The organism is Streptomyces xingningensis, from assembly GCF_054957865.1.
Genome location: NZ_JBDJPF010000010.1, coordinates 42,254 through 65,490, shown reverse-complemented (window position 1 = coordinate 65,490; position 23,237 = coordinate 42,254). Strand labels below are relative to the sequence as shown.

Sequence of the window (23,237 nt, the reverse complement as noted above, 5' to 3'; positions counted from 1 at the left end):
GGGCCGACGGGACCTCAGCCAACGGCACGCGCCGCGGTCAGCAGCCCCTCCCAGTCCGGGATCTTCACCCGGCCGCGCCCCAGCCGCCGCCCGAGCGCGGCCTCCGCCGCCTCGATCCCCAGCCAGCCGGGCCACTCCACCGGCTCCAGGCCCGAGGACCGCAGGGCTGCGACCGGATCTCCCGCCGGTGCTCTCGCCAGCAACGGCCCGGCGTCGGCGAGCAGGGAGAGAGCGGTCTCCTTGGCGCACGGCCGGTTGGTGCCGATCACCCCGGTCGGCCCGCGCTTGATCCAGCCCGCCACATACTCGCCGGGCGAGGGCACACCGTCGCGCAGCACGCGCCCCGCCGCGTTGGGGACCGTCCCGTGCTCGGTGTCGAACGGCAACCCGGGAATCGGCACGCCGTGGTACCCCACCGAGCGCAGCACCAGCTGGGCCTCGATCTCCTCGAACCGTCCCGTGCCGGTCACGCCGCCGTCGGCGTCCACCGCGGTCCGTTCGAAGCGCACCGCACGTACCGCGTCGTCCCCGAGGAGCGCCACCGGGCGCAGGAAGAACCGCAGATGGATGCGGCGCCCGCGGCCCCGGGGCGGCCGCTGGGCCCAGCCCCGCAGCACCTCCACATTGCGCCGGCCGGCCGCCGGGAGCCCCGCCGGGTCCGCCCAGGCCGGGTCGAGCGCCGCCTCCTCGGCCCGCACCAGGGCCTCCGCGCCCGGCAGCGAGCCCAGTTCACGCAGCTCCTTGGTGGTGAACTTGGCCTGCGCCGGGCCTCGTCGGCCCACCATGTGAATGTCCGTCACCCGGCTGTCGGCGAGGGCCGCCAGGGCCGCGTGCGGCACATCGGTGGGTCTGAGCTCCTCCGCGCCGCGCGCCAGCACCCGGGCCACATCGACCGCCACATTGCCGACCCCGATGACCACGGCGGAGCGCGCGGGGAGTGCGAAATCGTCCGGCGCGGTGTCCGGGTGGGCGCTGTACCAGGAGACGAAGTCCGTGGCCGAGCAGCTGCCCGGCAGATCCTCGCCGGGGATGCCGAGCCGCCGGGCGGACGCCGCCCCCACGCAGTAGACCACCGCGTGATACAGCTCCAGCAGCCGTGCGGGGGCGACTTCGCATGGCCCGTCCCCCACCCGGACATTGCCGAGGAAGGTGATCCCGGGATGCTCCAGGGCCGTTCGCAGGTGCTGCTGCAGCGACTTGATCTTCTCATGGTCGGGGGCGACGCCATAGCGCACCAGCCCATAGGGGCAGGGCAGCCGGTCCAGCACGTCCACCCGCATTTCGGGGACGCCTTCCTGCCCGACCAGGGCCTGGGCGGTGTAGACACCGCTCGGCCCCGATCCCACGACTGCGACGCGAAGCACGGAGGATCTCCTTCCGGCAGTTGCGTCCAGCATCCCACCACAACCGTGCAACGGCAGCGCCATGGTTTCAGACGCCGGGCGGCGGCGGTTCGTGCCCCGGCGGAGCACCGAGCTCCCACGCCAGCCCATACCGCTGGAACAACTCGGCCCGCAGCCGCTCCATGGGCATCGGCGCCCCCGGCAGCAGCACCGCCACCACCGAGCCCATCAGCAGGGCCCGTAGCAGGCGGTAGTCGGTCTCCGGATCGGCGGAGCCGTAGCGCGCCACCGTGTCCCGGAGCAGAAACGCCAGCCGCTGCTGCTCCGGGCACTGGATGAATCCCTCCGCCTGCAGGATCCCCGCCATATGGATGCGCATCAGCCGGGGGCGCTCCCGGGCGAGCCCCAGGATCGCGTCTATCGCCCGCGCCATCAGCTCGTGGCCGTCCTGCGAGGCGGGTTCGCGGTTCAGCCCGGCGGCCAGCTCCAGATGCATCAGACGGTGCACGGCGGACTGCAGTAACTGCCGCTTTCCGGGGAAGTAGTAGGAGACCAGGCCGCGGGCCGCACCGGCCCGGTCGGCGATGTCCGCGAGGGTCGTCGCCTCGTATCCCCGCTCGCCCACCAGCTCAACGGTCGCCTGCAGGAGCCGCTCGCGTGACCTGCGGCGCAACTCCTCATTGACCGACGCGCTGCGCGGGGACATGCTGTAACTCCTGCGTTGACTGGCTCCGAGCCAATATACTCAGCAGGGTGCTGGTTGTCCCGCCCACTGAGCAGGGCGGCATCCGGTATGTCCGCTGGTTTCGGGCGGCGCGGGGGACCGTCCGAAACCGGCGGGCTTTTCTGTGCCCGCACCGGCGACCGCCGTTTCGCACCGCAGGCGCTCAGGAGGCGCGCTGCCGGTGGGGCAGCAGGGTACGCCCCCGTTTGCGCCAGGCCACCACCACGGCCGCGAGCCCGGTGACCGCCAGGAACGCCATGGCGGCCACAAAGGCGGGCGAGGTGGGGGACGACGCATGGCTGCCGGCGATCACATAGGCCAGGGTGTTGGGCGCGCTGCCCAGCGCGGTGGCCAGGAGAAAAGGCGCCCAGCCCATCCGGGTGACCGCTGCGCAGTAGTTCGCGGCCGCGAAGGGAACTCCGGGGAACAGGCGCAGTGCCAGCATCGAGCGGAAACCATGCCGGCTCAGCTGGCGGTCGGCCGCGGCGAGCCACCGCCCGCGCAGCAGCGGGCGCAGGGCAGCCTGCCCCAACAGCCGCCCCAGCCCGAAGGAGGCGGCCGAACCCAGCACCGTGCCCACAAGTGCCACCGCCGTGCCGGCCTGGGTGCCATAGAGGGTGCCCGCCGCAAGGCTGATGACGGGGCGCGGTACAAATGCCGCCGTACATAGGCCATATGCGATCGCGAACAGCAGCAGAGAGAAGGCCCCCGGCGTCCGGGCGTGCATGCCCTCGGTGAGCAGCCGCTCGGGATGACAGGCCAGTACGGTCGTCACCGCCGCCGCGAGCAGCACGACCAGCAGCCCCAGACGGGACCACGGGGACCGCAGGGCACGGGCACAGCGCTTGCTGAGGCCGGGGGAGGGCACTGCGGAATCGAGCACCGAAGGAGCGTAACCGACCGGGCGAACCTACGGTGTGATCTTTGGATCAGGTGATGGGACGCGCCGATGCGCCGCACGTCCCACGAGGTGGCCCGGCCCCGATCCCCGCGCCTCGGCCGGCGGCCGTCCGCGCACCCGTGACCCGCGAAAACCATTCGACGCGCCCCTCGCGCTGAGCGAGCATCAACACCATGTGCCGGCCCGTCCCTTGCCCCCCGATGCCCGCCGCCGTGGGCGCCCCTGGGCCTGCCGTGCACCCTGATGCCGCCTTCTCGGTCCATCGACGCTGACCCTTCCCGGATACGCCCGGCGGCCCCGTACGGGGAGGGTCGTCAGGCGGCGGGGCCGTGCGTCCGCATCGATTCACCGCACCGGAGAAACCGGAGAGGCAGCCATGCCCCAGCAGCCCTACACCCGCACCAAACCACATCTCAACATCGGCACCATGGGCCACGTCGGTCACGGCAAGACGACGCTCACCTCCGCCATCACCAAGGTCCTCAGCACCCATGGCACGGGCACCTTCGTACCCTTCGACCACCTCGACCGAGCACCCGAGGAGGTCGTACGGGGCGTCACCGTCAACAGCGCGCACCTCGAGTACGAGACCGACACCCGCCACTACGCCCATGCCGACCTGCCCGGGCACGCCGACTTCATCAAGAACATGATCACGGGTGCGGCCCGGCTCGACGGGGCGGTCCTGGTCGTCTCCGCGCTCGACGGAGTCATGCCGCAGACCGCCGAGCATGTGCTCCTGGCCCGCCGGCTGGGCGTCGAACACTTTGTCGTCGCCCTCAACAAGGCCGAGGCGGGCGACCCGGAACGCATGGACCTCATCGAGCTGGAGGTACGCGACCTGCTCTCCCGCCACGGCTGCCCAGGCGGACTGATCCCGGTGGTGCGCGTCTCCGCACGGCGCGCGCTCGAGGGCGACCCGCGGTGGACCGGCGCGGTCGAGGCGCTGCTGGACGCCGTCGACACCTATGTGCCCACCCCGGTGCGGTACACCGACGCACCCCTGCTGCTGCCGGTGGAGAACGTCCTGACCGTCCCCCGCCGCGGCACGGTCGTCACCGGCGCCATCGAGCGCGGCACGGTGCACCTCCATGAGCGCGTGGACGTCGCGGGAGTACTGCGGAACATCGTGGTCACCGGGCTGGAGACCTTCGGCAAACCCATGGCGAGCGCCCAGGCCGGCGACAGCGTGGCGCTGCTGCTGCGCGGGGTGCACCGGCACCAGGTACGGCGCGGGGATGTCGTCGCCGCACCTGGCAGCGTCCTGCCGGGACGGCGCTTCATCGCCCGGGTACGGGTACTGCCGGCGGCCGAGGGCGGCCGCCGACGGCCCGTCGCCACCGGTTACCGGCCGCAGTTCCACCTGCGTACGGCCGATGTGCCCGGCGAGATCGACCTCGGCCCGCACGGCCCGGCCCGCCCCGGCGAGACCGTGACGATGACCGTAGGGCTGGACCGCGGCACCCCGCTCGAGGCGGGCCAGGGCTTCGCGATCCGCGAGGGCGGCCGCACGGTCGGCGCGGGCACCGTGGTCTCGGTGCTGGAGTGAGCCACCGGGGCCCCCGGCACAATGAGGGAGTGGACGAACACCATGAGGGAGCGGACGAACCGATACCCGTGACCCGGGACGTGGACCAGGGCACCGCCAAGCTGCTGCCCGACCTGGACCGGGTCCGGGCCTGGCTGCTGACGGTGGACGGCGCGCCCCAGTCCTATGTGGACCTGGACGACCCCACGCACCTCGAGTTCGAGTACGCGCGGCGGATCGGGCACATCCTGGACACCGTCGCCGAGCCGCGGCGGCCGCTCGATGTGCTGCACCTGGGCGGCGGTGCGCTGACCCTGCCCCGCTACACCGCCGCCACCCGCCCCGGCTCGCGCCAGCTGGTCATCGAGGCGGACCGGGGGCTGGCCGAGCTCATCGGCCGGCACCTGCCCCCGCCGCCCGGGTCGGGCATCGAGGTGCGGACGGCCGACGCCCGCGCCGCCCTGGAGGCCGCCCCCGAGGCCTCGGCCGACGTGATCATCGCGGATGTCTTCGGCGGCTCCCGGGTGCCCGCGCACCTCACCTCGCTGGAGTACGCGCGCTCCGCCGCGCGCGTACTGCGGCCGGACGGCCACTATGTGGCAAACCTCGCCGACGGCGCGCCCTTTGACTTCCTCCGCGGCCAACTCGCCACCTTCGCCGCCGTCTTCGGGCACCTGTGCCTGATCGCGGAGGCCCCGATGCTGCGCGGCCGCCGCTTCGGCAACGCGGTGCTCCTCGCCTCGCACACCGAACCGCCGGTCACCGCGCTGGCCCGGCGCGCCGCCGCCGACGCCTTCCCGGCCCGGGTCGAACACGGGCCCGCGCTGGCCCGGTTCACCGCCGGGGCCGGGCCGGTCGGCGATGCGGAGGCGGTCGGCTCGCCGGAGCCGCCGGGCGGCTCCTTCAGCGTCGGGTGATCACTTCAGCGTCGGGTGATCAGGAGGGCTGCACCGGGCGGAGGGTGCTCATGATCTTCTTGATGGTGTCCTCCGGCACCTCGTCCTTGTCCCCCTTGACGCTGTAGAGCACCCAGGTCGCATAGTCACCGGTGACGTCCTTGTAGGTGACGGTGACGGCCTTGCCGTCGGTGGTGCACTCGCCGGTCTTCTTGACCCCGGTGACGGTGGCCGAGGCGGTCTGGCCGGTCAGCCCGTAGTCGCTCTTGAACGGCTTGCCCTTGATGCTCTCGAACTTGCCGGTCTTCTTCTGGTCGAAGGCGGCCCACACCCAGGTCAGCGCCTCGTTCTCGGCACCCTGGGCCGCGTCCTTGAGCCCCTGTGCGCCCTTGGTGCCGGTGGCGGCCTTGCTGCTGTACTTCTTGCACTCGCCGTTCTTGTAGGTGGCGGGTGCCGTCATGGACTCAAGGCCCTTGGGAAACATGGACTTCTTGTCGGACTCGTCGGTGAGGACCTCCATCACATCCGGTGAACTGACCTTCCACTCCGGCGGAACGTCAAAGGCGTTGTGCCGCTTGGGATTGACCACGACCTTCCAGCCGTTGATCACCGGCTTGGGCACGCCGCCCCCGGCCCGCGGGTTGTCCTCGGGAGCGGCGCTCTGGCTCGGCGAGGCGGAGCCGGCCGCGGAGGCCGAGACCGACGACTTGGGGTCGTCCTTCGCGGAGGTCTTCTTGTCGTCGTCCTTCAGCACCACCACCCCGGTGATCACCGCCGCGGCCACCACCGCCAGCGCCGCGCCGATGGCGATCACCGTGGTGCGCTTGTTGCGCCCGCCCCCCGGAGGCTGCTCCCCGCCGCCCGAAGCTCCGAGGGTGGTCCACTGCGGTCCGCCGGGCTCGCCCGGCTGCGGTCCGCCGGGTTGGGGTCCGCCCGGCTGGGCGTAGGGATTGGGCTGCTGATAGCCCGGTTGCTGATACGGGTTGGGCTGGTGGTAACCCGGTTGCTGATACGGATTGGGTTGCTGAGGGTTCTGCTCGCCCCCGTTGGCGGGCTGCTGTCCTGGCCACATGGGCGACAACCCTAAGGGGCGCCGCTGACGGCAGCCCTTCCCGGTCCTGGCTACCGGCTGGTAACTTGCCGCTCATGTCTGAGACCCAGCCGTCGATCGGCGCCACTCTCGCGGCCACCGTGCCCATGGTCCGTACGCTCAACCTGGTATTCGAGGAGACCACTCCGCAGCGAGCCGTGGTCCGTCTGCCCGATCAGCCCGACTACCACAACCATGTGGGCGGCCCCCATGCCGGCGCGATGTTCACCCTCGCCGAATCGGCGAGTGGTGCGATCGTGCTGGCCGCGTTCGGTGACCAGCTCTCGCGGGCCGTGCCGCTGGCCGTACGGGCCGAGATCGGTTACAAGAAGCTCGCCATGGGACCGGTGACCGCCACCGCCCAACTCGGCCGTCCGGCCGCGGAGGTCATCGCCGAGCTGGACGCGGGGGAGCGCCCGGAGTTCCCGGTGCGGGTGTCGATCACTCGCGAGGACGGCAAGGAAACGGGCGAAATGACCGTTGTATGGACTTTGCGGCCGAACAAGTAGTCACCTCCGCTCAACCGACGATGCCTGGGGAGAGTCTTTACTCACGTAGGCTTCCCGGCGTGCGCCCCCCTGGGCGCACGCCGGGAACAGGTCGTCAACCGGGGAGGAACCGGCGTTGCACATCCAGGAGTGGCTCGAATCGGTACCGGCGGTCGCCATCTACCTGTTGGTGGGCGGGGTCATCGGGCTGGAGAGCCTGGGCATCCCGCTTCCCGGTGAGATCGTCCTGGTCAGCGCCACGCTGCTGGCGGCCTCCCAGGACCACATCAACCCGTACATCCTGGCCGTCTGTGCCATCGCGGGTGCCATCGTCGGCGACTCGATCGGCTATCTGATCGGCCGCAAGGGCGGCAAGCCACTGCTCGCCTGGCTCGGTCGCAAGTTCCCCAAGCACTTCGGATCCCACCATGTGGCCACCGCCGAGCGCTCGTTCCAGAAGTGGGGCATGTGGGCCGTCTTCGTCGGCCGCTTCATCGCACTGCTGCGGATCTTCGCCGGCCCGCTCGCGGGTGTACTGAAGATGCCGTACTGGAAGTTCCTCATCGCCAATGTGCTCGGCGGCATCGTCTGGGCCGGCGGTACGGTCACGCTGATCTACTCCGTGGGCAAGGTCGCCGAGAAGTGGATCGGGAAGATCTCCTGGATCGGCCTGGTCGCCGCCGTGCTCTTCGGGGTGGGCTCGTTCGTGGTGATGCGCATCAAGGCCAAGAAGGCCGCGGCGAAGGCCGAGCAGCAGCCCGGCCCACAGGCCGAGACCGAGACCGAGGCCGCGGTCGCCGCGGAGTGACGGGGCGAAGATCACAGCGCACCGCCCCGCCCGTCCCGCACACCGCTGAGTACGGTGAGCGGGTGCCGAAGTACCGAAACACGCTCCTGTCCGACACCGCTTCGGCCTTCCGGGCCTGGCGGCACCGGACCGCTTCGCGCGTCGTCCACCGCGGCTGGCGCTGGATCCAGCACACCGGGGCGGTCACCGCGGAACGCCCCGGCCCCTACCGCTTCGCCAGGATGGGCACCGGCACCCGGCTCGCCTTCCCGCTCGGGACCGTGTTCGGCGAGCCCTGGATCGAGCTCGGCGACCACTGCGTCATCGGCGAACAGGTCACCCTGACCGCCGGCCTGGTGCCGGACCTCGACCTCGGCCCGGACCCGGTGCTGCGCCTGGGCAATGGCGTGGTGCTCGGCCGCGGCAGCCATGTGGTCGCCTCCCAGCCGGTGACCTTCGGCGATGACGTCTTCTGCGGCCCCTATGTCTATGTCACCAGTGACAACCACTCCTACGACGACCCCGGCCGGCCCATAGGCAGGCAGTGGCCGCGCAGCGCGCCCGTCACGATCGGTACGGGAAGCTGGCTGGGAGCCGGAGCGGTGATCCTGCCCGGTGCCCGGCTGGGGCGCAATGTTGTGGTGGCGGCGGGCGCGGTGGTACGCGGTGAGGTGCCCGACCACACGGTGGTGGCCGGAGTTCCCGCCAGGGCCGTACGGCGCTGGGACGCGGCCGAGGGCTGGGTGCCGCCGCTCAACCGGGCAGTACAGTAGTGCAGCCTGCTTGACCGCATCATCAAATATCCTGGACGGCTTGTGACGGACCTCGACCAGCTCACGCAGTCGCTTGCCCGCAACCTCAGACACTGGCGCACCGAGCGTCACTTCACCCTCGACGCCCTCGCGGCCCGCTCGGGGGTCAGCCGTGGCATGATCATCCAGATTGAGCAGGCCCGCACGAACCCCAGCGTCGGCACCACGGTCAAGCTCGCCGACGCCCTCGGTATCAGCGTCACCACCCTCCTCGACCAAGAGCGCGGGGCGGGCGTCCGGCTGGTGCCCGAGGCGCAGGCGGTACGCCTGTGGTCCACCGAGGCCGGAAGTCACAGCACCCTCCTGGTGGGAGCGGACGCACCGGGGCCACTGGAGCTCTGGAACTGGCGGATCGAGCCCGGCGAGGGCCTCGCCTCCGAGCCGCACCCGCCGGGCACCAGGGAGCTCCTGCGGGTCACGGCCGGAGAGCTCACCCTCGTCGTGGACGGCGAGGAACACCGCGTACCCGCCGGTACCGCCGCGTCCTTCGAGGCGAACGCCCCGCACGGCTATCGCAACGACGGGGACCGGGCCGTGGAGTTGACCATGGTGGTGGCCGTGCCGCCGGTGCGCTGAGCCGCGGGTCCGGAGTGGCCCCCGGGGAGGCGCAGTAACCTTGCGATCATGAGTAGGACGCCGCTGGACGCCTTCGCCGACGTCCGCCTCGCCGTGGAACGCCTGGATCTGCTGGTGCCGCCCGTCGCCGAGGCGATCCGCGGCTGGCAAGGCGCGGTCCCCGTCGAGGAGTTGCGGCATGTCGACACCCCGCCGGAGAAAGCCGATACCGCCGTCCTGGTCGAGCACTACGGGCGGTGGCTGCTGGAGCAGTCCGCCAACTGCGTGATCATCGCGGCCAGGCGCGGCGAGACCACCACCCTCGCCGCCTGCCTCGCCCCCGGCCACACCCGGGTGGACGTCAACGGCGTGGTACGACGCCATTTCGGCGCGCGCAAGGCCTCGTTCGCGCCGATGGACACCGCTCTGGCCGAGACCGGCATGGAGTTCGGCGGCATCACCCCCATCGGTCTGCCCGCCGGCTGGCCGCTGTTGGTGGACGCCGCGGTCGCCCAGAGCTCCTACGTCCTGATCGGCAGCGGCAGCCGGCGCGGCAAGCTCATCGTGCCCGGCAAGGCACTGGCCGAACTGCCCGGCGCCACCGTGGTGGACGGCCTCGCCGCCTGAACTCAGGCCGAGCGGGCTCGCGGCGACACATCGAGCGACAGGGCGAGCGAGTGCCGCCCTCCTCGGCGGAGCGCTCCCAATCTCGGGGTGAGTCATGGCCGTTCATGGCGGGGAACACCTGGCGGCGCAGCCGGCGATTTCGGGTGCCTCCTCGGGGTGGGCGAAGCGTGTTGTGATCATGAACCGACGGTGGCGTCCGCGCGCTCCCGGAAGAACCCCCGGCGCCGGTTCGAGCGCGCAGTATGCCCAGGAGTCGATCATGACAACCGTCGAGATGGGTAGCTTGATGTAGACAACATCAAGTGTCTGGATACCGCCTCTTGCCAGGCTGAAAGTCGCCTGTCGGAGGCGTTTGAACGGCGGATAGCGTGCGTTCTGCTTGATCCAACTTCCGTTAAATTTTTGCCAATTGCCTCTTGGGTAAGAGTCAAATTCCAGAACCTGGTGGTTGCTTGTGAAGAAGTCGATGGTTGCTCGTTTTCTTGTTGCCGCGGTAACCCTTCCTGCCATAGGGCTGAGCGTGGCAAGCCCGGCGTCTGCCGATGGTTACATCCAGTGGAAGCAGAAGAGCAGCGGGAAGTGCCTCTCGTACGCGCGTGACGACGGCTACGTCACCATAGAATCCTGCGACAACAAGAACACCACGCGGTGGTTCGATTCCCAGGGGTCGGACACCAACTATGCTGAGTTCGCTGTGGGTCGGGGCTCCCAGTGTCTTGACAGCAACACCAGTGGGAGCGTGTACCTCAGCGGTTGTGAGTCGGGCAACAACTACCAGAGCTGGTCCGAGGAGAAGTGGAACGGCGGCTGGGTGCTGAAGAACGTCGCCACCGGCAGATGCCTGGGCGCGAAGGACTACGACGACCACAGGGCTTTTACTGGTGACTGCAGCGCAAACTTCGGCAAGTACTGGGAGTAAGCCGCTACTTGCTTGATTCACCGCCCCGACCGGCCCCTATCGGTGTTGACCGATAGGGGCCGGTCCCCGTGCGCTGCCAAGGCCCCAGTCGGCTGCGGGTGCAGGCCATGCGTCGCAAGGCAGGTGGGCCCCTTCGGGTCGCAGGCGCGCACGCCCCCTTGCGCTGCCTGCCCGTAGGGGCGATGGTCGTGCAAACGAGCGCAATCGGTTCGACGCAGGGAGTGGACATGAGGTTGCGTTTCCTGGGGATCATCCCGAACACGCCCGGCAACGAGTCTCCGACAGTATGGCTGGATGAGGACAGCGGGGACCTGCTGATCCAGTCCTACAAGGCCACCGAGGCGGAAGTGAAGGCGTGCCAGGAGATCGGCTCCATCCCCGGTCACGGGACTGACGTTCCTGACCACGAGACGATCATCCGCCTGCCCAAGGTCATGTTGCAGTACATCCCCCGGCCAGACGGCGAGGAGAGCAGTGCCCACGTCGCTTGAGGAAGAGTGGTCCGGCGTCACCCGGAGCGCTGTCCATCTGGAGATGAGAGACAGCTACATCCGGGACGATCCGGGGTTCATCGCGTGGCAGCAAGGGCGGACCGCCGAAGCGGTGGTCAAGTACCGGGGGTGGACTGAGCTGATGAAGCAGGCGACAGCACGAGGGGTGGTGGTGCGTCGCGCTCGTATCGTGAGCGAACCTCTGTCGGACTATTGCCGGTTTGAGTACGACGTGACCGGCCCGGTGAACCTCGCTGGTGGTGAACAGGTGCGCTGGCTGCCCCGCCGTCTCGCCTCTGACATTGCTCTGCCCGGCAACGACTTCTGGGTGTTCGACGGCGCGCACGGCAAGTTCAATCACTTCACGGGTGAGGGTTCATCTGCTGGTCCAGAACCCTTCGATGACTCCCGCGTGGTGAAGCTGTGCGCTGACGCGTTTGAAGCCGTGTGGGAGCGGGCTACTCCGCATGAGGGGTATCGGCCCGTCTGAGTCATGGCAGCTTCGTCATCGTCCAGCGTTCAGGCGGCCCGGCAGGCTCTTGCGGATCGTCTTCGCGAGCTATGCCGGGACGCCGGGATGGAGGGCAAACAGCTTGCAGCGGCGTGCGGTTGGCACCCTTCCAAGGTGTCTCGGATCTCGACAGCGAAGACCACGCCGTCCGCCGATGACATTCGGGTGTGGTGTCAGGCCTGCGGTCGCGAGGACCAGGCAGACGACCTGATTGCCTCTCTCCGCGCCGTCGAGGGCATGTGGGTTCAATGGCACCGCATGGAGCGTTCGGGGCTGCGACGCGCTCAGGAGTCCGTTCTTCCGCTGTATGAGCGCACCACCCGATTCCGCGCCTACTCGCCAAACTTCGTGCCGGGTCTGATCCAGACGTATGGCTACACGGAAGATGTGTTGCGTGCTGTCCAGCGGAGACGGGTTGCAGTCGATGACGTGGCCGACGCCGTGGCCGCTCGCATGGAGCGTCAGCGCGTGATCCACGAGGGGCACCGGCGCTTCGCCTTCCTGGTGGAGGAATCCGTCTTGAACAACGGGCTCGGTGACGCCGACACACAGGCGGAGCAGCTTGACCACCTGCTGACGGTCGGAGCACTGCCTAACGTCAGCGTTGGTGTGATCCCGAACCGTCTCGGCCGCGTGAGGATGCCAGTAGAGGGCTTCTGGATCTACGACACGGCACAGGTCAACGTGGAGCTTGTCTCCGGGTACCTAACGCTGACGCAGCCCAGTGAAGTGAAGGCGTACGCCGACACGTTCGCCACGCTGGCCGACATGGCCGTCTACGGGCCGAAGGCCCGTGCGCTGATCACGGCGGCCATGAACAGGCTCCGCTGATTGGCGCGCAATCACGCGCAATCGGATAGCCGCCGACGTTCCACAGTCCCTAGCGTCTCCTCATGACCCCGGACATCGAAGCAGCCGCACAGCAAGCCGACGCGTTCATGGCAGGGAAGAAGAAAGCCGACGACACGGCGTTCATGCTGGGGCGCGTGCTGGCCGAGATGGGCCTCCGGGTCGGTGACAGGGACTCGTGGCCGCAGCTGACGGGTCGCGCTTCCCTTGGCGGTGAGCCGTATGTGTACCTGGGAACGGTGCCGCTGGCCACCGCACGCAAGCTGATCGACGCCCTGATCTACGCGGAGTCGGTGCAGCGGGACGCGCCTCACCTGCGCCACCCCGGCCACAACGCCTAGCAGGGCTGCACCGCCGCACGACGGCACAGGGGCCGTCCCTGTGCACGCGTTGGGCAGGAAGGAGTGCCCCCAGAATGGGTAAGAAGGACTTCGAGAATGCCGGGGAGCCCTGGGGCCCGCAGGCCAACCAGGATCAGGCGACCGACCCGGACACCCGCGTCTCTCAGAACGGCGACGTCCACAGCGGGATGGCCGACGACAAGGACCGGGAAGGCAAATGAGGCGTGGCGAGGACCTGATTCAGGACCTGAGAGAACAGGGCTTCATGCGGTGTGAGACCACCAAGGACGGCCAAGCCGTGATCATGCGCAAGGGCCGCCGCTGGACCGTCGTGCCACTGCGGTGGCTCAACGATGAAGCCGTGGACACCATCAAGACTCAGGCCGGGATCAGCCTTGTCTGACCCATCCCACCGTGGCCCCACCCGTGCGCTCCTCCCCCGAGGCGTGCGGGTGGGGGTTCTCGCTGCCGGCACCCAAGACCGCAGATGAAGAGCGGTTCAGTAGCCCAGGGAATGGAGTTCGATCGCCGGGCACCGGTCCATCACCATCGACAACCCCGCCGCGCGGGTCCGCTCGTACGCCTCCTCGTCGATGACGCCCAGCTGGAACCAGACCGCCTTCGAGCCGATCGCGACGGCCTGGTCGGCGATGGGCCCGGCGAGTTCGGATCTGACGAAGACATCGACCACATCAACGGGGAAGGGGATCTCGGCCAGCGAGGCGTACCCCTGCTCGCCGTGCACCGTCTCGGCCTTCGGGTGCACCGGCACGATGCGCTTGCCGTGGCGCTGCAGCACATCGGCCACGCCAAAGGCCGCGCGGCGGTCGTTGGCGGACAGGCCGACGATCGCCCAGGTGTCGCCGGCCGCTTCGATGATCTTCCGGATGGTCCCCGGTTCCGCGTACATGCCCGCTCAACGAGCGGCCCCACCGGAGCATTCCCGCGGCACATAGGCTTGCGGGATGCAGGACGAGTACCGCACGGTCGCACGCGAGGGCGTGCATGAGATCGAGATCAGCAAGTCGCGCTTCATCTGCGCGCTCGCGCCCGCCGCGAGCGAGGAGGAGGCGCAGGCCTTTGTCGCGCGCATCCGCAAGGAGCACCCCACTGCCCGGCACCACTGTTTCGCCTATGTGCTGGGCGCCGACGGCTCCGTCCAGAAGGCGAGCGACGACGGTGAGCCCGGCGGGACGGCGGGGGTGCCGATGCTGCAGATGCTGGTGCGTCGCGAGGTGCGGTATGTCGTCGCGGTGGTCACCCGCTACTTTGGCGGCGTCAAGCTCGGTGCGGGCGGACTCATCCGTGCCTATGGAGGGGTTGTCGGCGAGGCACTGGACACGCTCGGCACGGTGACCCGGCGGCGCTTCCGGCTGGCCACGGTCACCGTCGACCACCAGCGGGCCGGAAAGCTCGAGAACGAGCTGAGGGCCGGCGGGCGCACGGTGCGCGAGGTGAACTACGGGGCGGGCGTGCGGATCGAGATCGGTTTGCCGGACGCGGACATCGAGGCATTCCGGGCCTGGCTCGCGGATGCCACGGCGGGCACGGCGGGGCTGGAGCTGGGCGGCGAGGCATACGAGGCGTAGGGCGTGCCCAACGGCGTGGCAGGCAACGGCAGGTAGGGGAAACCCGACCCTCACGTCTCGACCTGGCCGTCATGACCGTGCCCTGCCCGGCCGACTGCAATGGCCGGGTGAGGATTCAAGGTGCCGAGCAGACGACCGCCGAGCCGGGCCCCCGGTGGGAGCGCAGACCGTATTGGATCGCGGGCTGGCTGCTCGCCGCGGCGTGGGCCGCGGCGTTCCCGGCGTTCTCCGCGCTGGAGACACACCGGATATGGGGGAGCGCCGCCGCGGCGGGCTATCTGGGTGCGGCGCTCGCGGCATGCGGGCTGCCGCGCCCGGGGGCCCGGACCGCGTCGGTGGCGGTCGCCCTGGCCGGGGCAGTCGTACTGCCCCTGTTGTATCTGGTGCTGACGGGACGGGCCCAGAGCGAGGTCGAGGTGATCGAGCGCTCCGGCCGCCTGCTGCTCGAGCAGGGAACTCCCTATCTGGCGCACCCACGCAACGTCGGGGACTACACGCCGTACCTGCCCGGCATGGCGCTGCTGGGGATCCCCCGGGCGCTGCTCGGTGAACACGGCTGGGCCGCCAGGCTGTTGGGCGACGCCCGGGTCTGGTGTGCGGCGGTGCTCCTCGGCTGCCTGTGGCACGGACGGGCCGTGCTGCGGGCAGCCCGCGCACCGTTCGGGACGGTCATGGCGGTGCTGGTCGCCTCTCCGGTGGTGGCGCTGCCGCTGTGCGTCAGCGGGGTGGACCTTCCGCTGACCGGCCTGTGCTGCCTGGCGCTCGCCCTGGCGGCCCGCGGACGTCCGGTGGCGGCGGGGCTGGCGCTGGCCGTCGTGTGCTCCCTCAAGTGGACCGCCTGGCCCGCGATACCGGTGGCCGTCGCCCTGCTCGCCCGCGGCCCCGGCGCACGGGCGGCCCTACGGTGCGCGGGCATCGCGATGGCCGGTGCGATCGTGCTGGTCCTGCCGGGCGCGTTGCTCTCGCCCGGTGCCATGGTCCGGCAGGTGCTGGCCTTTCCCGCCGGGCGGGGTGAGGTGGCCACCCCCGCCGACAGCCCGTTGCCGGGCCGGCTGCTCGCGGACCAGGGCGCGGCCGGCTGGTACGCGGCGGTCAGCTTGCTGGTCTGTGGAGCGCTGGCGGTCGGCGTCTCTCTCGTACTGCGGAAGCCGGCCGGGGTGGTGGCCGCCGCCGACCGGCTCGCGATCGGCCTGTGCCTGGCCTTCCTGCTGGCTCCCGCCGGCCGGTTCGGCTATCTCGCGCTGCCCGTGGTGCTGGCGACCTGGGCCCGGGCGGCCGTCGGCCGCCACCGGACACCGCCGGTGCCCGGCTCCGCACGGACGGCCGCCACTCGGGCGCCGGTGCCCGTGGGCGGCATCCGGTGACCGTACGGCCCGGACCTCAGCCGGTATCGCCCCGCAGATGCGCCAGCACGGCGAGCACCCGCCGGTTGCCCTCGGCCGGGTCGAGATCCAGCTTCATGAAGATGTTGCCGGAGTGCTTGACCACCGACGCCTCGGTGACGCTGAGCCGCCGGGCGATCGACTGGTTGTTGAGCCCCTCCGCCATCAGCGCCAGGACCTCCCGCTCCCGGGGCGTGAGCCGGCCCAGCGGCTGGTGCTCCGCCTGCTGGACGAGCAGCACCCGGACCACCTCGGGGTCGATGACGGTCTGGCCGTCCGCGACCCGGCGCAGTGTGTCCAGGAACTCGGCGACCTCGCCGACCCGGTCCTTGAGGAGATAGCCGAGCCCGGCCGCCTCCGGGCCGGCACCGCTGAGCAGCTGGGTCGCATAGGCGGTGGCCACATACTGGGACAGTACGAGCACCGGCAGCCGGTCATGGCGGGCGCGCAGCTCCAGGGCGGCCCGCAGCCCCTCGTCGTGGAAGCCGGGCGGCATCCGGACATCGGTGATCACCACATCGGGACGGTCCTCGTCCACCGCCCGCGCCAGCGCCTCGGCGTCCCCGACCGCGGCGGTCACCTGATGGCCGCCGCGGGTGAGCAGCTCCACGAGCCCGGCCCGCAGCAGCACCGAATCCTCGGCCAGAACTATCCGGAGCACGGCACCTCCACCTGGAGCCGGGTCGGACCGCCGACGGGACTGACCACCATGAGCCTGCCTTTCAAAATCGCCAATCGGTCCGCCAATCCTTGCAGGCCCGCCCCGGCCGAGGGATCCGCCCCGCCCCGCCCGTCATCGGTGACCGACAGGGCCAGCCGGTCCTCGTCGAGCCTGCCGAAGACGGTGATCCGGGAAGCACCGCTGTGCTTGCACGCGTTGGCCAACGCCTCGGTGACCGTGAAGTACGCCATTGTCTCGACCGCACCGGGCAGCCGGTGCGGCAGATCGATGTCGACGGTGACCGGTATCGGATTGCGCAGGGCGACCTCCGCCACGGCGGCGGCCAGGCCGTGGTCGGTCAGCACCTGCGGGTGGATGCCCCGCACCAGATCGCGCAACTGGTCCAGTGCCAGGCGGGCTTCGCCGCGGGCCCGGGAGACCAGCGCGGCGGCGGGCGCGTCCTGGCCGCGCAGCTCCAGCTCGGCGAGCCCCAACGTCATGGTGAGCGCGACCAGTTGCTGCTGGGCGCCATCGTGCAGATCGCGTTCGATGCGCCGCCGCTCCGCCTCGAAGGCATCGGCCAGCCGGGCCCGGGAGCGGGTGAGTTCCACGACCCGGCTGCCGAGGTCCTCGTCACGGGCCGACAGCAGCAGCCGCGCCAGTTGCACCTGCGCGGCGGACACCAGCCCCGCCGCGTACGCCGACCCGGCCAGGCCGACCAGCCCGACGGCGGTGGCCGGCAGCGCCGCCGGCGGGTTCGGGACCGGCGTACCCGGGATGAGCATCACCGTGTCGGGAGCAACCGCCCAGACGATCAGCGGCGCGGCCACCAGCGCGGCCGAGAACAACAGCAGTGCCACCACCCCGGCGCCGACGACGGCGAAGACCAGCCCGAACACCACCGTGTAGCCGAGCTCACGCCAGGTGGCCCGCTCCCGCAGCCTGGTGCGCAGCCAGGTCATCACCCCGGCGGCGGCCGGCGCGTCATGCGGGCCGGGCACCGGCACCGGCTCGACCAGCCGCAGCCGCCGCCGCTCCAGGGCGCCGACCGGGATGCCGGACAGCGCGGCCACCGTCAGCACCGCCAGGCCCACCCCGACCACCGAGAGCCCCACCCCGGCGACCAGCAGCGCGCCGAAGACGAGCAGCGCGGCGCAGCCGGCCACCGTCCCGCTGAGCAGATATGCCCAGCAGCGCCAGGGCCAGCCGGAGACGAGAAAACGCAGCGGACGCCGCCGCAACGCCTCCCACACGGCGATGCCCGGCGCCGGTGGCGATGACCGCATGTGCACACCTTTCGGTCGATCGCGTCACTTCGGGCTCCGACCCGACTCTAAGCCATGTCCCAGGGGCGGCGATGGTAGGGAAAACCCATCCATGAGAACTCCCCGCAGGCCCACTGCCCATCTCGGCTCACCGTGCTGAACTGGGGTTTCACCACTACTACCACCCTTGCCGAGGACACCGCGACATGTCACTGCGCACCGACACCCACCGACCGGCCACCGACCTGGTGGCCGTGTCCAAGAGCTATCCGGGTGCCTCGGGGCCGGTGCCGGTACTGCACGAGGTCACCCTCGGGTTCCCGCGGCAGGCCCTGACCGCGGTCATGGGCCCGTCGGGCTCGGGCAAGACGACGCTGCTGCACTGCGCCGCGGGGCTCGAACGACCCACCGGCGGGCAGGTGTTCCTGGGCGACACCGACCTGGGAGCCTGCGACGAACGACAGCTCACCACGATCCGGCGGAGCCGGATCGGGTTTGTCTTCCAGCAGTTCAACCTGCTGCCCATGCTCACGGCGTATGAGAACGTCGCCCTGCCGCTGCGGCTGACCGGGCGCAAGCCCCGGCGTGCGATCGTCCTGGAGGCGCTGCGCCAAGTGGGGCTGGAGGACAAGGCGGGGCGGCGCCCCGCCCAGCTCTCCGGCGGCCAGCAGCAACGCGTCGCCATCGCCCGGACCCTGGTGGCCGAACCCGAGATCGTCTTCGCCGACGAGCCGACCGGGTCGCTCGACCGGTCGGCCGGCCGGCAGGTCATGGGCCTGCTGCGGCAGGTCGTGGACCAGGCGGGCCGAACCGTGGTGATGGTGACCCACGACCCGGCGGCGGCCGGATGCGCGGACCGGGTGGTCTTCCTCTCCGACGGCCGGGTCGTCGGCAGGCTCGACCACCCCACGGCCGACGAGATCACCACCCACCTCGGCCGGTGGGAGCGATGATGTGGCGGCTCTCGCTCCGGTCGGTGCGCCACTACCGGGCGCTGTACGCCGGAACCTTTGTCGCGCTGGCGCTCGGTGTGGCACTGATCGGTGTCTGCGCGGCGGCGCTGTCCGCCACCTGGAACGTACGGCAGCCGTCCGGCGCACCGTCGGTGACCCTCAAGGACGGCTCGGGCACCAGCCATGTCCTCGCCGACGGCGCCTATGACCTGGGCGGTGTGCAGAGCGTGCTGGCCATGGCCGGTGTGGTCTGCGCCCTGGTGACGGTCTTCGTCATCGCCGGGACCTGTGCGTTCAGCGTCGCGCTGCGACGCCGCGACATGGGCCTGCTGCGACTGGTCGGCGCGGGTGGCCCGCAGGTGCGCCGTATGGTGATCGGGGAGTCCGTGGCGGTGGCGGTGCCGGCCGCACTCGTGGGCTGTGTGCTGGCGGCCGTGGCCACCCCGTGGGCGGTGCGCGGCCTCGACGGGACGGGCCTGTCGCCCGTCGGGCTGCGGCCCGGACCGCTCGGCGGACCGCTGCTGTTCGCCGCGGGCAGTGGGCTCGTCATCGCGGTGCTGGGGGCGCTGGCCGCGTCCGGGCGAGCCGCCCGAGCGCGGCCCGTCGAGGCGCTGCGCGAGGCCGAACTGGACTCCCGGGTGATGACTCCCGGGCGCCTGACCACCGGCACCCTGCTGCTGATCACCGGAGCCGCCATGGTCGGGTGGGCCCCGAAAGCCGGTGCGGAGGCGGCAACTCCGCTGGCGCTCTTCGGGGCGATCGCGCTGACCCTGGCCGCGACCTCGCTCGGCCCGCTGTATCTGCCATGGCTGCTGCGGCTGTTGACCGCGCCGTTGAAGTGGACGGGATCCGTCTCCGGCCGGCTGGCGGCGGAGGCGGCGAGCACCTCCCGGCGCAGGACCGCTTCGCTGGCGGGGCCGGTTCTCGCCGTCGTCGCCGTCGTCGGCACCTTCACCTCGGTGCTGGCCACCACGGGCGCCGCCGCCGATGCCGACGAACGGCAGCGGACCGTCGCACAGCTGGTGGTCGAGCCGGTCACGGACACCGGCCTCAGCCCGCGCGATCTGGCGAAGCTGCGGGACGACCCGCGGATACGCGCGGTATCGGCGCCCGCCCCGGTCGACGTCGCGGTGGCCGGGCCGGACTCCGTGTGGAAGGAACAGGCCGCCGTGGCCGATGTGCCGGCCCTGGCCCGGACCCACCGGATCACCGTGGTCGAGGGCAATGTGAGGCAACTCGCCCCGGACACGGTCGCGGTCTCCAAGGAGTTCGCCGGCTGGTACGGCTACCACGCGGGCAGCCGCATCACCTATGGGCTCTTCGGAGGCGAGCCCGTCACCGCCCGGGTGGTGGCCGTGCTGGACGGCGGGGCCGCCGTCCCGTCCCTGGTGCTTCCGGCGGCTGCGGCGCGCGGAGCCGCGGCGCCCGAGCGGGCGGCGGTGCTGCTCGACGACGCATCGGCGCGTTCCGCCGACGCGGTGGCGGAGCGGCTGACTGCCGCCCTGGGCGCCGACCGGGTGGTGGCGACACCCACCGGACGCTGGTTCGACCGGTCCCACGGCGACCAGGACCGGCTCAACCGCCTGGTGCTGCTGGTGCTGACCGGACCCGCTTCGGCCTACGCGCTGATAGCGGTGGCGAGCACGCTCGTCATGTCCTACAGCCGACGCGGCCGCGACATCGCCGGGATGCGGATGGTCGGTGTCAGCCCGGCGCAGCTGCTGCGGATGGCCCTGTGGGAGACGCTCAGCACCGTCCTCGCCGGAGCAGGAGTCGCCGCCACGGTGATCGCCGTCGCGGTCTCGGCCCAGCGGGGAGCCCTGCGGGTGTTCCAAGGAGCGGTCCCGCTCGACGTGCCATGGACGGTCCTCCTCGGACTCGTGGCCGGGTGCCTGGCGGTCGCGGTCGCCGTGAGCCTGATCGCGACGCGGCGCCTGCTCCGGCACGGCGGCAGCACGGAGATCAATGCCCGCCGGTGACCGGGCTCCGCGCCCGGCCCGGGGCACGGACGCCGATGCGGCCGCCCTGCCGGCGTCAAGGCCCCACAGAACCTTCCCCGGCGTGGGAGGGTTCGCAGTGGACCGGATGTCCCGGTCCATAGGCAGGAGGCAATCGCCGTGCCCGTTGAACCTGTCCTTGTCACCGGCGCCGGCGGCGGCGTCGGCGGCGCCGGACGAAGGATCCTGGAACGGTTGCGGGCACGGAACGTGCCCGTCAGAGCCCTCGTACACCACGACGATGAACGCGCCTCGGACCTGAGGACGATGGGCGGCGTGGAGGTGATGGTCGGTGACCTCACCCGTGGTGCGGACGTGGTCAAGGCGCTGGCCGGCTGCCACCGGGCCTACTTCGGAATGAGCGTGTCGCCCGCCTACCTGGAGGCCGCGGCGACGGTGGCAGCCGTCGCCAGGGAAAGCGTCGGCCTGGAACTGCTGGTGAGCATCTCGCAGATGACCGTCTCGCAGATGGACCTCACCAGCGACGCCGAGTCCCGGCAGCAGCGACTGCACTACCTTGCCGAACACATCCTCGACTGGTCCGGGGCACCGGTCGTCCACGTCCGGCCCACCGTGTTCATGGAGAATCCGCTCTTCGCCAGGGTGGCGGCCGCTTCGATCCGGCGGGACGGCACGATCCGCCTCCCCTTCGGCCCGGCCCGAACCTCACCGGTCGCCGCCGCCGACGTGGCCGAGGTCATCACGGCACTCCTGCTCGACCCTGCCCCCCGGACCCACCGCAGCTACGAACTGACCGGGGCTCGATCCCGCGACATGACCGCCATCGCGGCCGAGTTCTCCGCTGCCCTGGGCCGCGACGTGACCTACGTCGATGTGCCCTACCAGGAGTGGCTGGAGCACCACCTCAAGAACCAAGGCCTGCCGGACCACGTGTTCGAGCACATCGCCACAATGGCCAGGCTGCATGGCGAGAACCGATACGACCGGGCGACGAACGACGTCGCCGAACTTCTTGGTCGCCCCCCACTGGGGTTCGACACCGTGATCAAGGACCTGCTCGCCCGGCAACCATGACCGGAGGGATCCGGTGCCGCTGCTGGGCCGGCATGAGCGCCTTGCGTACCGCACGACCCGTGCGCCCATCCGGCCCGGGCGGTTGCACGGCCGGCCAACGTCGTCGATCAGGCTGCACATCATCAGAGGGGTTGGCAACTGCTCGTCGAGGAGCGCATATGAGGTCGTCTTAGCTCGATGGTGTGATGGCCGGCTTCCGGGCTTGCGGTGCCCTGGGTCATCCGGGTTAGCGTGGCGGCGCGATCTGGGACGCCGGGTGCGGTGTCGGCGTGCGGGGCCCCTGCTCCACCGGAGCGATGGTTCAGGGCCTCCCCGTCGCCTCTGGCCGTATCCATATGGCCAGGTCGCGTAGGGAACCGGCCTCCCGGGACCGGACCACGCACAGGATGCGTGTCGCCGCCTCGGGGTCGAGTACGCCGGGGAACCAGTGCGCCCAAGACCGTTCGGGGCGTGCGGCTGACCGGGCTCACTCCTGCTCAGTCCGTAGGAACGGTACCGTGAAGATCTCCAGTGCATTTGCCTCCTCCTTGGACGCACCCGCTCACATCGCCGTCGCCGAGCGGCTCGGCTACGAGCGTGCGTGGCTCTACGACACTCCCCACCAGAGCCCCGATGTGTGGATGCTGCTGGCTCTCGCCGCGGAGCGCACCGAGCGCATCGGCCTCGGGCCGGGAGTGCTGGTGCCGACTCTCCGTCACCCCATGGTCAACGCGGCCGGAGCCGCCGGTCTGGCCGCCCTCGCCCCGGGAAGAGCCGCTGTCGCCTTCGGAACCGGTTTCACCAGCGCACGCGCCATGGGAGCCAAACCCGCCACGTGGGCATATCTCCGTGAATACCTCACCGCGTTCCGAGGCCTGCTCGCAGGAGAGACCGTGCAATGGCACGGCGCCCGCCTCCGCATGATGCATCCGGCCGGCCATGCCCCGGAGCGCCCGATCGACATCCCGGTCGCCATCTCGGCCACGGGGCCCAAGGGGCTCGCCATCGCCCGTGAGCTGGGCGACGGGCTCTTCTCCGTCAACGAGGAAACGTCGGGCGCCCGGGACTTCTCCTGGGCGGCGCTGACCGTCCACGGCACGGTACTGGCCGAGGGCGAAGCGCTGAACTCGCCGCATGTGAGGGCCGCGGCGGGCCCGGGGAACGCGCTGGCCTACCACTTCCTGCACGAAGCCGGCCAGGACGTGCGCAACCTGCCCGGCGGCGAGCAGTGGCTGAAGTCGATCGGGCACACCGATCCGCGGGACAGCCATCTGGCCATCCACGAACAGCACTTGGTCGGACTGAACGAGGCCGACCGCGCCGCCTGGCAGGCCGGAAGCTGGGAGGCGGTTCCGCGCACGACGTTCACGGGAACCCGCGAAGAGGTTCGGCAGCGTCTCGCCGAGGTCGCCGAAGCAGGCGTGACCGAGCTGATCTACCAGCCCAGCGGCCCCGACATCCCCGCCGAGCTCGAGACATTCCTCGAGGCCGCGACGGGGCTCTGACCACGGCCC

Annotated in this window: 27 protein-coding genes; 20 read left to right on the top strand and 7 right to left on the bottom strand. The window is 70.8% G+C overall.

Going from position 1 to position 23,237, the window contains the following annotated elements; all coding sequences use genetic code 11:
• Positions 1-14 precede the first annotated feature (14 nt).
• The 3 genes from ABCR83_RS08040 to ABCR83_RS08030 all read right to left on the bottom strand — a co-directional run bounded on the left by ABCR83_RS08040 (position 15) and on the right by ABCR83_RS08030 (position 2,950).
• Positions 15-1,364 carry an FAD-dependent oxidoreductase gene (locus ABCR83_RS08040; protein ID WP_462694144.1) on the bottom strand — a complete coding sequence of 450 codons (1,350 nt, stop codon included), beginning with the start codon at positions 1,362-1,364 and terminating at the stop codon, positions 15-17.
• Between the two features lie 67 nt (positions 1,365-1,431).
• Complete coding sequence (locus tag ABCR83_RS08035; RefSeq protein WP_462694143.1) at positions 1,432-2,049, bottom strand: TetR/AcrR family transcriptional regulator; 618 nt, start codon at positions 2,047-2,049, stop codon at positions 1,432-1,434.
• Between the two features lie 181 nt (positions 2,050-2,230).
• Complete coding sequence (locus tag ABCR83_RS08030; protein ID WP_462694142.1) at positions 2,231-2,950, bottom strand: TVP38/TMEM64 family protein; 720 nt, start codon at positions 2,948-2,950, stop codon at positions 2,231-2,233.
• A 394-nt stretch (positions 2,951-3,344) separates the two neighbouring features.
• On the opposite strand from ABCR83_RS08030, the gene ABCR83_RS08025 reads away from it, so the two are divergent.
• Together ABCR83_RS08025 and ABCR83_RS08020 are read left to right on the top strand one after the other, a co-directional pair.
• A complete protein-coding gene (locus tag ABCR83_RS08025; protein ID WP_462694141.1) occupies positions 3,345-4,517 on the top strand; it encodes an elongation factor Tu in 1,173 nt (390 codons plus the stop codon).
• 29 nt (positions 4,518-4,546) lie between these two features.
• The gene (locus tag ABCR83_RS08020; protein ID WP_462694140.1) at positions 4,547-5,413 is read left to right on the top strand and encodes a spermidine synthase; all 867 of its coding nucleotides are present in this window, start codon (positions 4,547-4,549) and stop codon (positions 5,411-5,413) included.
• A gap of 19 nt (positions 5,414-5,432) precedes the next feature.
• Here ABCR83_RS08020 and ABCR83_RS08015 read toward each other — a convergent pair whose 3' ends face one another.
• Positions 5,433-6,464: a hypothetical protein gene (locus ABCR83_RS08015; protein ID WP_462694139.1), complete on the bottom strand. Its 1,032-nt coding sequence runs from the start codon at positions 6,462-6,464 to the stop codon at positions 5,433-5,435.
• A 74-nt stretch (positions 6,465-6,538) separates the two neighbouring features.
• Here ABCR83_RS08015 and ABCR83_RS08010 point away from each other — a divergent pair, with 74 nt between their 5' ends.
• The 12 genes from ABCR83_RS08010 to ABCR83_RS07955 all read left to right on the top strand — a co-directional run bounded on the left by ABCR83_RS08010 (position 6,539) and on the right by ABCR83_RS07955 (position 13,265).
• Positions 6,539-6,991, top strand: a complete 453-nt coding sequence (locus ABCR83_RS08010; RefSeq protein ID WP_462694138.1) for a DUF4442 domain-containing protein — start codon at positions 6,539-6,541, stop codon at positions 6,989-6,991.
• Between the two features lie 115 nt (positions 6,992-7,106).
• Positions 7,107-7,778 carry a DedA family protein gene (locus ABCR83_RS08005; RefSeq protein WP_462694137.1) on the top strand — a complete coding sequence of 224 codons (672 nt, stop codon included), beginning with the start codon at positions 7,107-7,109 and terminating at the stop codon, positions 7,776-7,778.
• Between the two features lie 62 nt (positions 7,779-7,840).
• Positions 7,841-8,530 (top strand): acyltransferase, encoded by a 690-nt coding sequence (locus ABCR83_RS08000; RefSeq protein WP_462694136.1) that lies wholly within the window; start codon positions 7,841-7,843, stop codon positions 8,528-8,530.
• Between the two features lie 42 nt (positions 8,531-8,572).
• On the top strand, positions 8,573-9,145 hold the full coding sequence (locus ABCR83_RS07995) for a helix-turn-helix domain-containing protein (protein WP_462694135.1): 573 nt from the start codon (positions 8,573-8,575) through the stop codon (positions 9,143-9,145).
• A 48-nt stretch (positions 9,146-9,193) separates the two neighbouring features.
• Complete coding sequence (locus ABCR83_RS07990; RefSeq protein ID WP_462694134.1) at positions 9,194-9,751, top strand: YbaK/EbsC family protein; 558 nt, start codon at positions 9,194-9,196, stop codon at positions 9,749-9,751.
• Positions 9,752-10,205: 454 nt separating this feature from the next.
• On the top strand, positions 10,206-10,670 hold the full coding sequence (locus ABCR83_RS07985) for an RICIN domain-containing protein (RefSeq protein WP_462694133.1): 465 nt from the start codon (positions 10,206-10,208) through the stop codon (positions 10,668-10,670).
• A gap of 227 nt (positions 10,671-10,897) precedes the next feature.
• The gene (locus ABCR83_RS07980; protein WP_462694132.1) at positions 10,898-11,161 is read left to right on the top strand and encodes a hypothetical protein; all 264 of its coding nucleotides are present in this window, start codon (positions 10,898-10,900) and stop codon (positions 11,159-11,161) included.
• Positions 11,145-11,651 (top strand): DUF6879 family protein, encoded by a 507-nt coding sequence (locus ABCR83_RS07975; protein WP_462694131.1) that lies wholly within the window; start codon positions 11,145-11,147, stop codon positions 11,649-11,651. Before ABCR83_RS07980 ends, ABCR83_RS07975 begins: the two co-directional genes overlap by 17 nt.
• A gap of 3 nt (positions 11,652-11,654) precedes the next feature.
• Positions 11,655-12,503, top strand: a complete 849-nt coding sequence (locus ABCR83_RS07970) for a helix-turn-helix domain-containing protein (protein ID WP_462694130.1) — start codon at positions 11,655-11,657, stop codon at positions 12,501-12,503.
• 62 nt (positions 12,504-12,565) lie between these two features.
• A complete protein-coding gene (locus ABCR83_RS07965; protein ID WP_462694129.1) occupies positions 12,566-12,862 on the top strand; it encodes a hypothetical protein in 297 nt (98 codons plus the stop codon).
• Positions 12,863-12,936: 74 nt separating this feature from the next.
• Entirely contained in the window at positions 12,937-13,083 is a 147-nt protein-coding gene (locus ABCR83_RS07960) for a hypothetical protein (protein WP_462694128.1), read from the top strand.
• The gene (locus tag ABCR83_RS07955) at positions 13,080-13,265 is read left to right on the top strand and encodes a hypothetical protein (RefSeq protein ID WP_462694127.1); all 186 of its coding nucleotides are present in this window, start codon (positions 13,080-13,082) and stop codon (positions 13,263-13,265) included. The genes ABCR83_RS07960 and ABCR83_RS07955 overlap by 4 nt, the downstream gene beginning before the upstream one ends.
• A 96-nt stretch (positions 13,266-13,361) precedes the next feature.
• Here the strand turns inward: ABCR83_RS07955 and ABCR83_RS07950 are convergent, their stop codons facing one another.
• On the bottom strand, positions 13,362-13,772 hold the full coding sequence (locus tag ABCR83_RS07950) for a CoA-binding protein (RefSeq protein WP_462694126.1): 411 nt from the start codon (positions 13,770-13,772) through the stop codon (positions 13,362-13,364).
• Between the two features lie 55 nt (positions 13,773-13,827).
• Between ABCR83_RS07950 and ABCR83_RS07945 the strand changes: the two genes are divergently transcribed.
• Positions 13,828-14,451, top strand: a complete 624-nt coding sequence (locus tag ABCR83_RS07945) for a YigZ family protein (protein ID WP_462694125.1) — start codon at positions 13,828-13,830, stop codon at positions 14,449-14,451.
• Between the two features lie 107 nt (positions 14,452-14,558).
• Positions 14,559-15,815 carry a glycosyltransferase 87 family protein gene (locus ABCR83_RS07940; protein WP_462694124.1) on the top strand — a complete coding sequence of 419 codons (1,257 nt, stop codon included), beginning with the start codon at positions 14,559-14,561 and terminating at the stop codon, positions 15,813-15,815.
• A gap of 16 nt (positions 15,816-15,831) precedes the next feature.
• Here the strand turns inward: ABCR83_RS07940 and ABCR83_RS07935 are convergent, their stop codons facing one another.
• Positions 15,832-16,494 (bottom strand): response regulator transcription factor, encoded by a 663-nt coding sequence (locus ABCR83_RS07935; protein WP_462694123.1) that lies wholly within the window; start codon positions 16,492-16,494, stop codon positions 15,832-15,834.
• Positions 16,482-17,780 carry a sensor histidine kinase gene (locus ABCR83_RS07930; protein ID WP_462694122.1) on the bottom strand — a complete coding sequence of 433 codons (1,299 nt, stop codon included), beginning with the start codon at positions 17,778-17,780 and terminating at the stop codon, positions 16,482-16,484. Before ABCR83_RS07930 ends, ABCR83_RS07935 begins: the two co-directional genes overlap by 13 nt.
• 185 nt (positions 17,781-17,965) lie before the next feature.
• Between ABCR83_RS07930 and ABCR83_RS07925 the strand changes: the two genes are divergently transcribed.
• The 4 genes from ABCR83_RS07925 (at position 17,966) to ABCR83_RS07910 (ending at position 23,228) form a co-directional block, all read left to right on the top strand.
• Positions 17,966-18,712 carry an ABC transporter ATP-binding protein gene (locus ABCR83_RS07925; protein WP_462694121.1) on the top strand — a complete coding sequence of 249 codons (747 nt, stop codon included), beginning with the start codon at positions 17,966-17,968 and terminating at the stop codon, positions 18,710-18,712.
• A complete protein-coding gene (locus tag ABCR83_RS07920) occupies positions 18,709-20,691 on the top strand; it encodes an FtsX-like permease family protein (RefSeq protein WP_462694200.1) in 1,983 nt (660 codons plus the stop codon). Before ABCR83_RS07925 ends, ABCR83_RS07920 begins: the two co-directional genes overlap by 4 nt.
• A gap of 138 nt (positions 20,692-20,829) precedes the next feature.
• The gene (locus ABCR83_RS07915) at positions 20,830-21,744 is read left to right on the top strand and encodes an NmrA family NAD(P)-binding protein (protein WP_462694120.1); all 915 of its coding nucleotides are present in this window, start codon (positions 20,830-20,832) and stop codon (positions 21,742-21,744) included.
• Between the two features lie 497 nt (positions 21,745-22,241).
• A complete protein-coding gene (locus ABCR83_RS07910; RefSeq protein WP_462694119.1) occupies positions 22,242-23,228 on the top strand; it encodes an LLM class flavin-dependent oxidoreductase in 987 nt (328 codons plus the stop codon).
• The last annotated feature ends 9 nt before the right edge of the window (positions 23,229-23,237 follow it).

What these genes read in the sequence shown, in the direction of transcription:
- ABCR83_RS07945 (WP_462694125.1), top strand. Translation starts at nt 13,828, where the DNA reads ATGCAGGACGAGTACCGCACGGTCGCACGCGAGGGCGTGCATGAGATC.
- ABCR83_RS07980 (WP_462694132.1), top strand. Translation starts at nt 10,898, where the DNA reads ATGAGGTTGCGTTTCCTGGGGATCATCCCGAACACGCCCGGCAACGAG.
- ABCR83_RS08035 (WP_462694143.1), bottom strand. Translation starts at nt 2,049, where the DNA reads ATGTCCCCGCGCAGCGCGTCGGTCAATGAGGAGTTGCGCCGCAGGTCA.
- ABCR83_RS07920 (WP_462694200.1), top strand. Translation starts at nt 18,709, where the DNA reads ATGATGTGGCGGCTCTCGCTCCGGTCGGTGCGCCACTACCGGGCGCTG.
- ABCR83_RS07950 (WP_462694126.1), bottom strand. Translation starts at nt 13,772, where the DNA reads ATGTACGCGGAACCGGGGACCATCCGGAAGATCATCGAAGCGGCCGGC.
- ABCR83_RS08015 (WP_462694139.1), bottom strand. Translation starts at nt 6,464, where the DNA reads ATGTGGCCAGGACAGCAGCCCGCCAACGGGGGCGAGCAGAACCCTCAG.
- ABCR83_RS07970 (WP_462694130.1), top strand. Translation starts at nt 11,655, where the DNA reads ATGGCAGCTTCGTCATCGTCCAGCGTTCAGGCGGCCCGGCAGGCTCTT.
- ABCR83_RS07990 (WP_462694134.1), top strand. Translation starts at nt 9,194, where the DNA reads ATGAGTAGGACGCCGCTGGACGCCTTCGCCGACGTCCGCCTCGCCGTG.
- ABCR83_RS07955 (WP_462694127.1), top strand. Translation starts at nt 13,080, where the DNA reads ATGAGGCGTGGCGAGGACCTGATTCAGGACCTGAGAGAACAGGGCTTC.
- ABCR83_RS07925 (WP_462694121.1), top strand. Translation starts at nt 17,966, where the DNA reads ATGTCACTGCGCACCGACACCCACCGACCGGCCACCGACCTGGTGGCC.
- ABCR83_RS07960 (WP_462694128.1), top strand. Translation starts at nt 12,937, where the DNA reads ATGGGTAAGAAGGACTTCGAGAATGCCGGGGAGCCCTGGGGCCCGCAG.
- ABCR83_RS08025 (WP_462694141.1), top strand. Translation starts at nt 3,345, where the DNA reads ATGCCCCAGCAGCCCTACACCCGCACCAAACCACATCTCAACATCGGC.
- ABCR83_RS07965 (WP_462694129.1), top strand. Translation starts at nt 12,566, where the DNA reads ATGACCCCGGACATCGAAGCAGCCGCACAGCAAGCCGACGCGTTCATG.
- ABCR83_RS07930 (WP_462694122.1), bottom strand. Translation starts at nt 17,780, where the DNA reads ATGCGGTCATCGCCACCGGCGCCGGGCATCGCCGTGTGGGAGGCGTTG.
- ABCR83_RS08010 (WP_462694138.1), top strand. Translation starts at nt 6,539, where the DNA reads ATGTCTGAGACCCAGCCGTCGATCGGCGCCACTCTCGCGGCCACCGTG.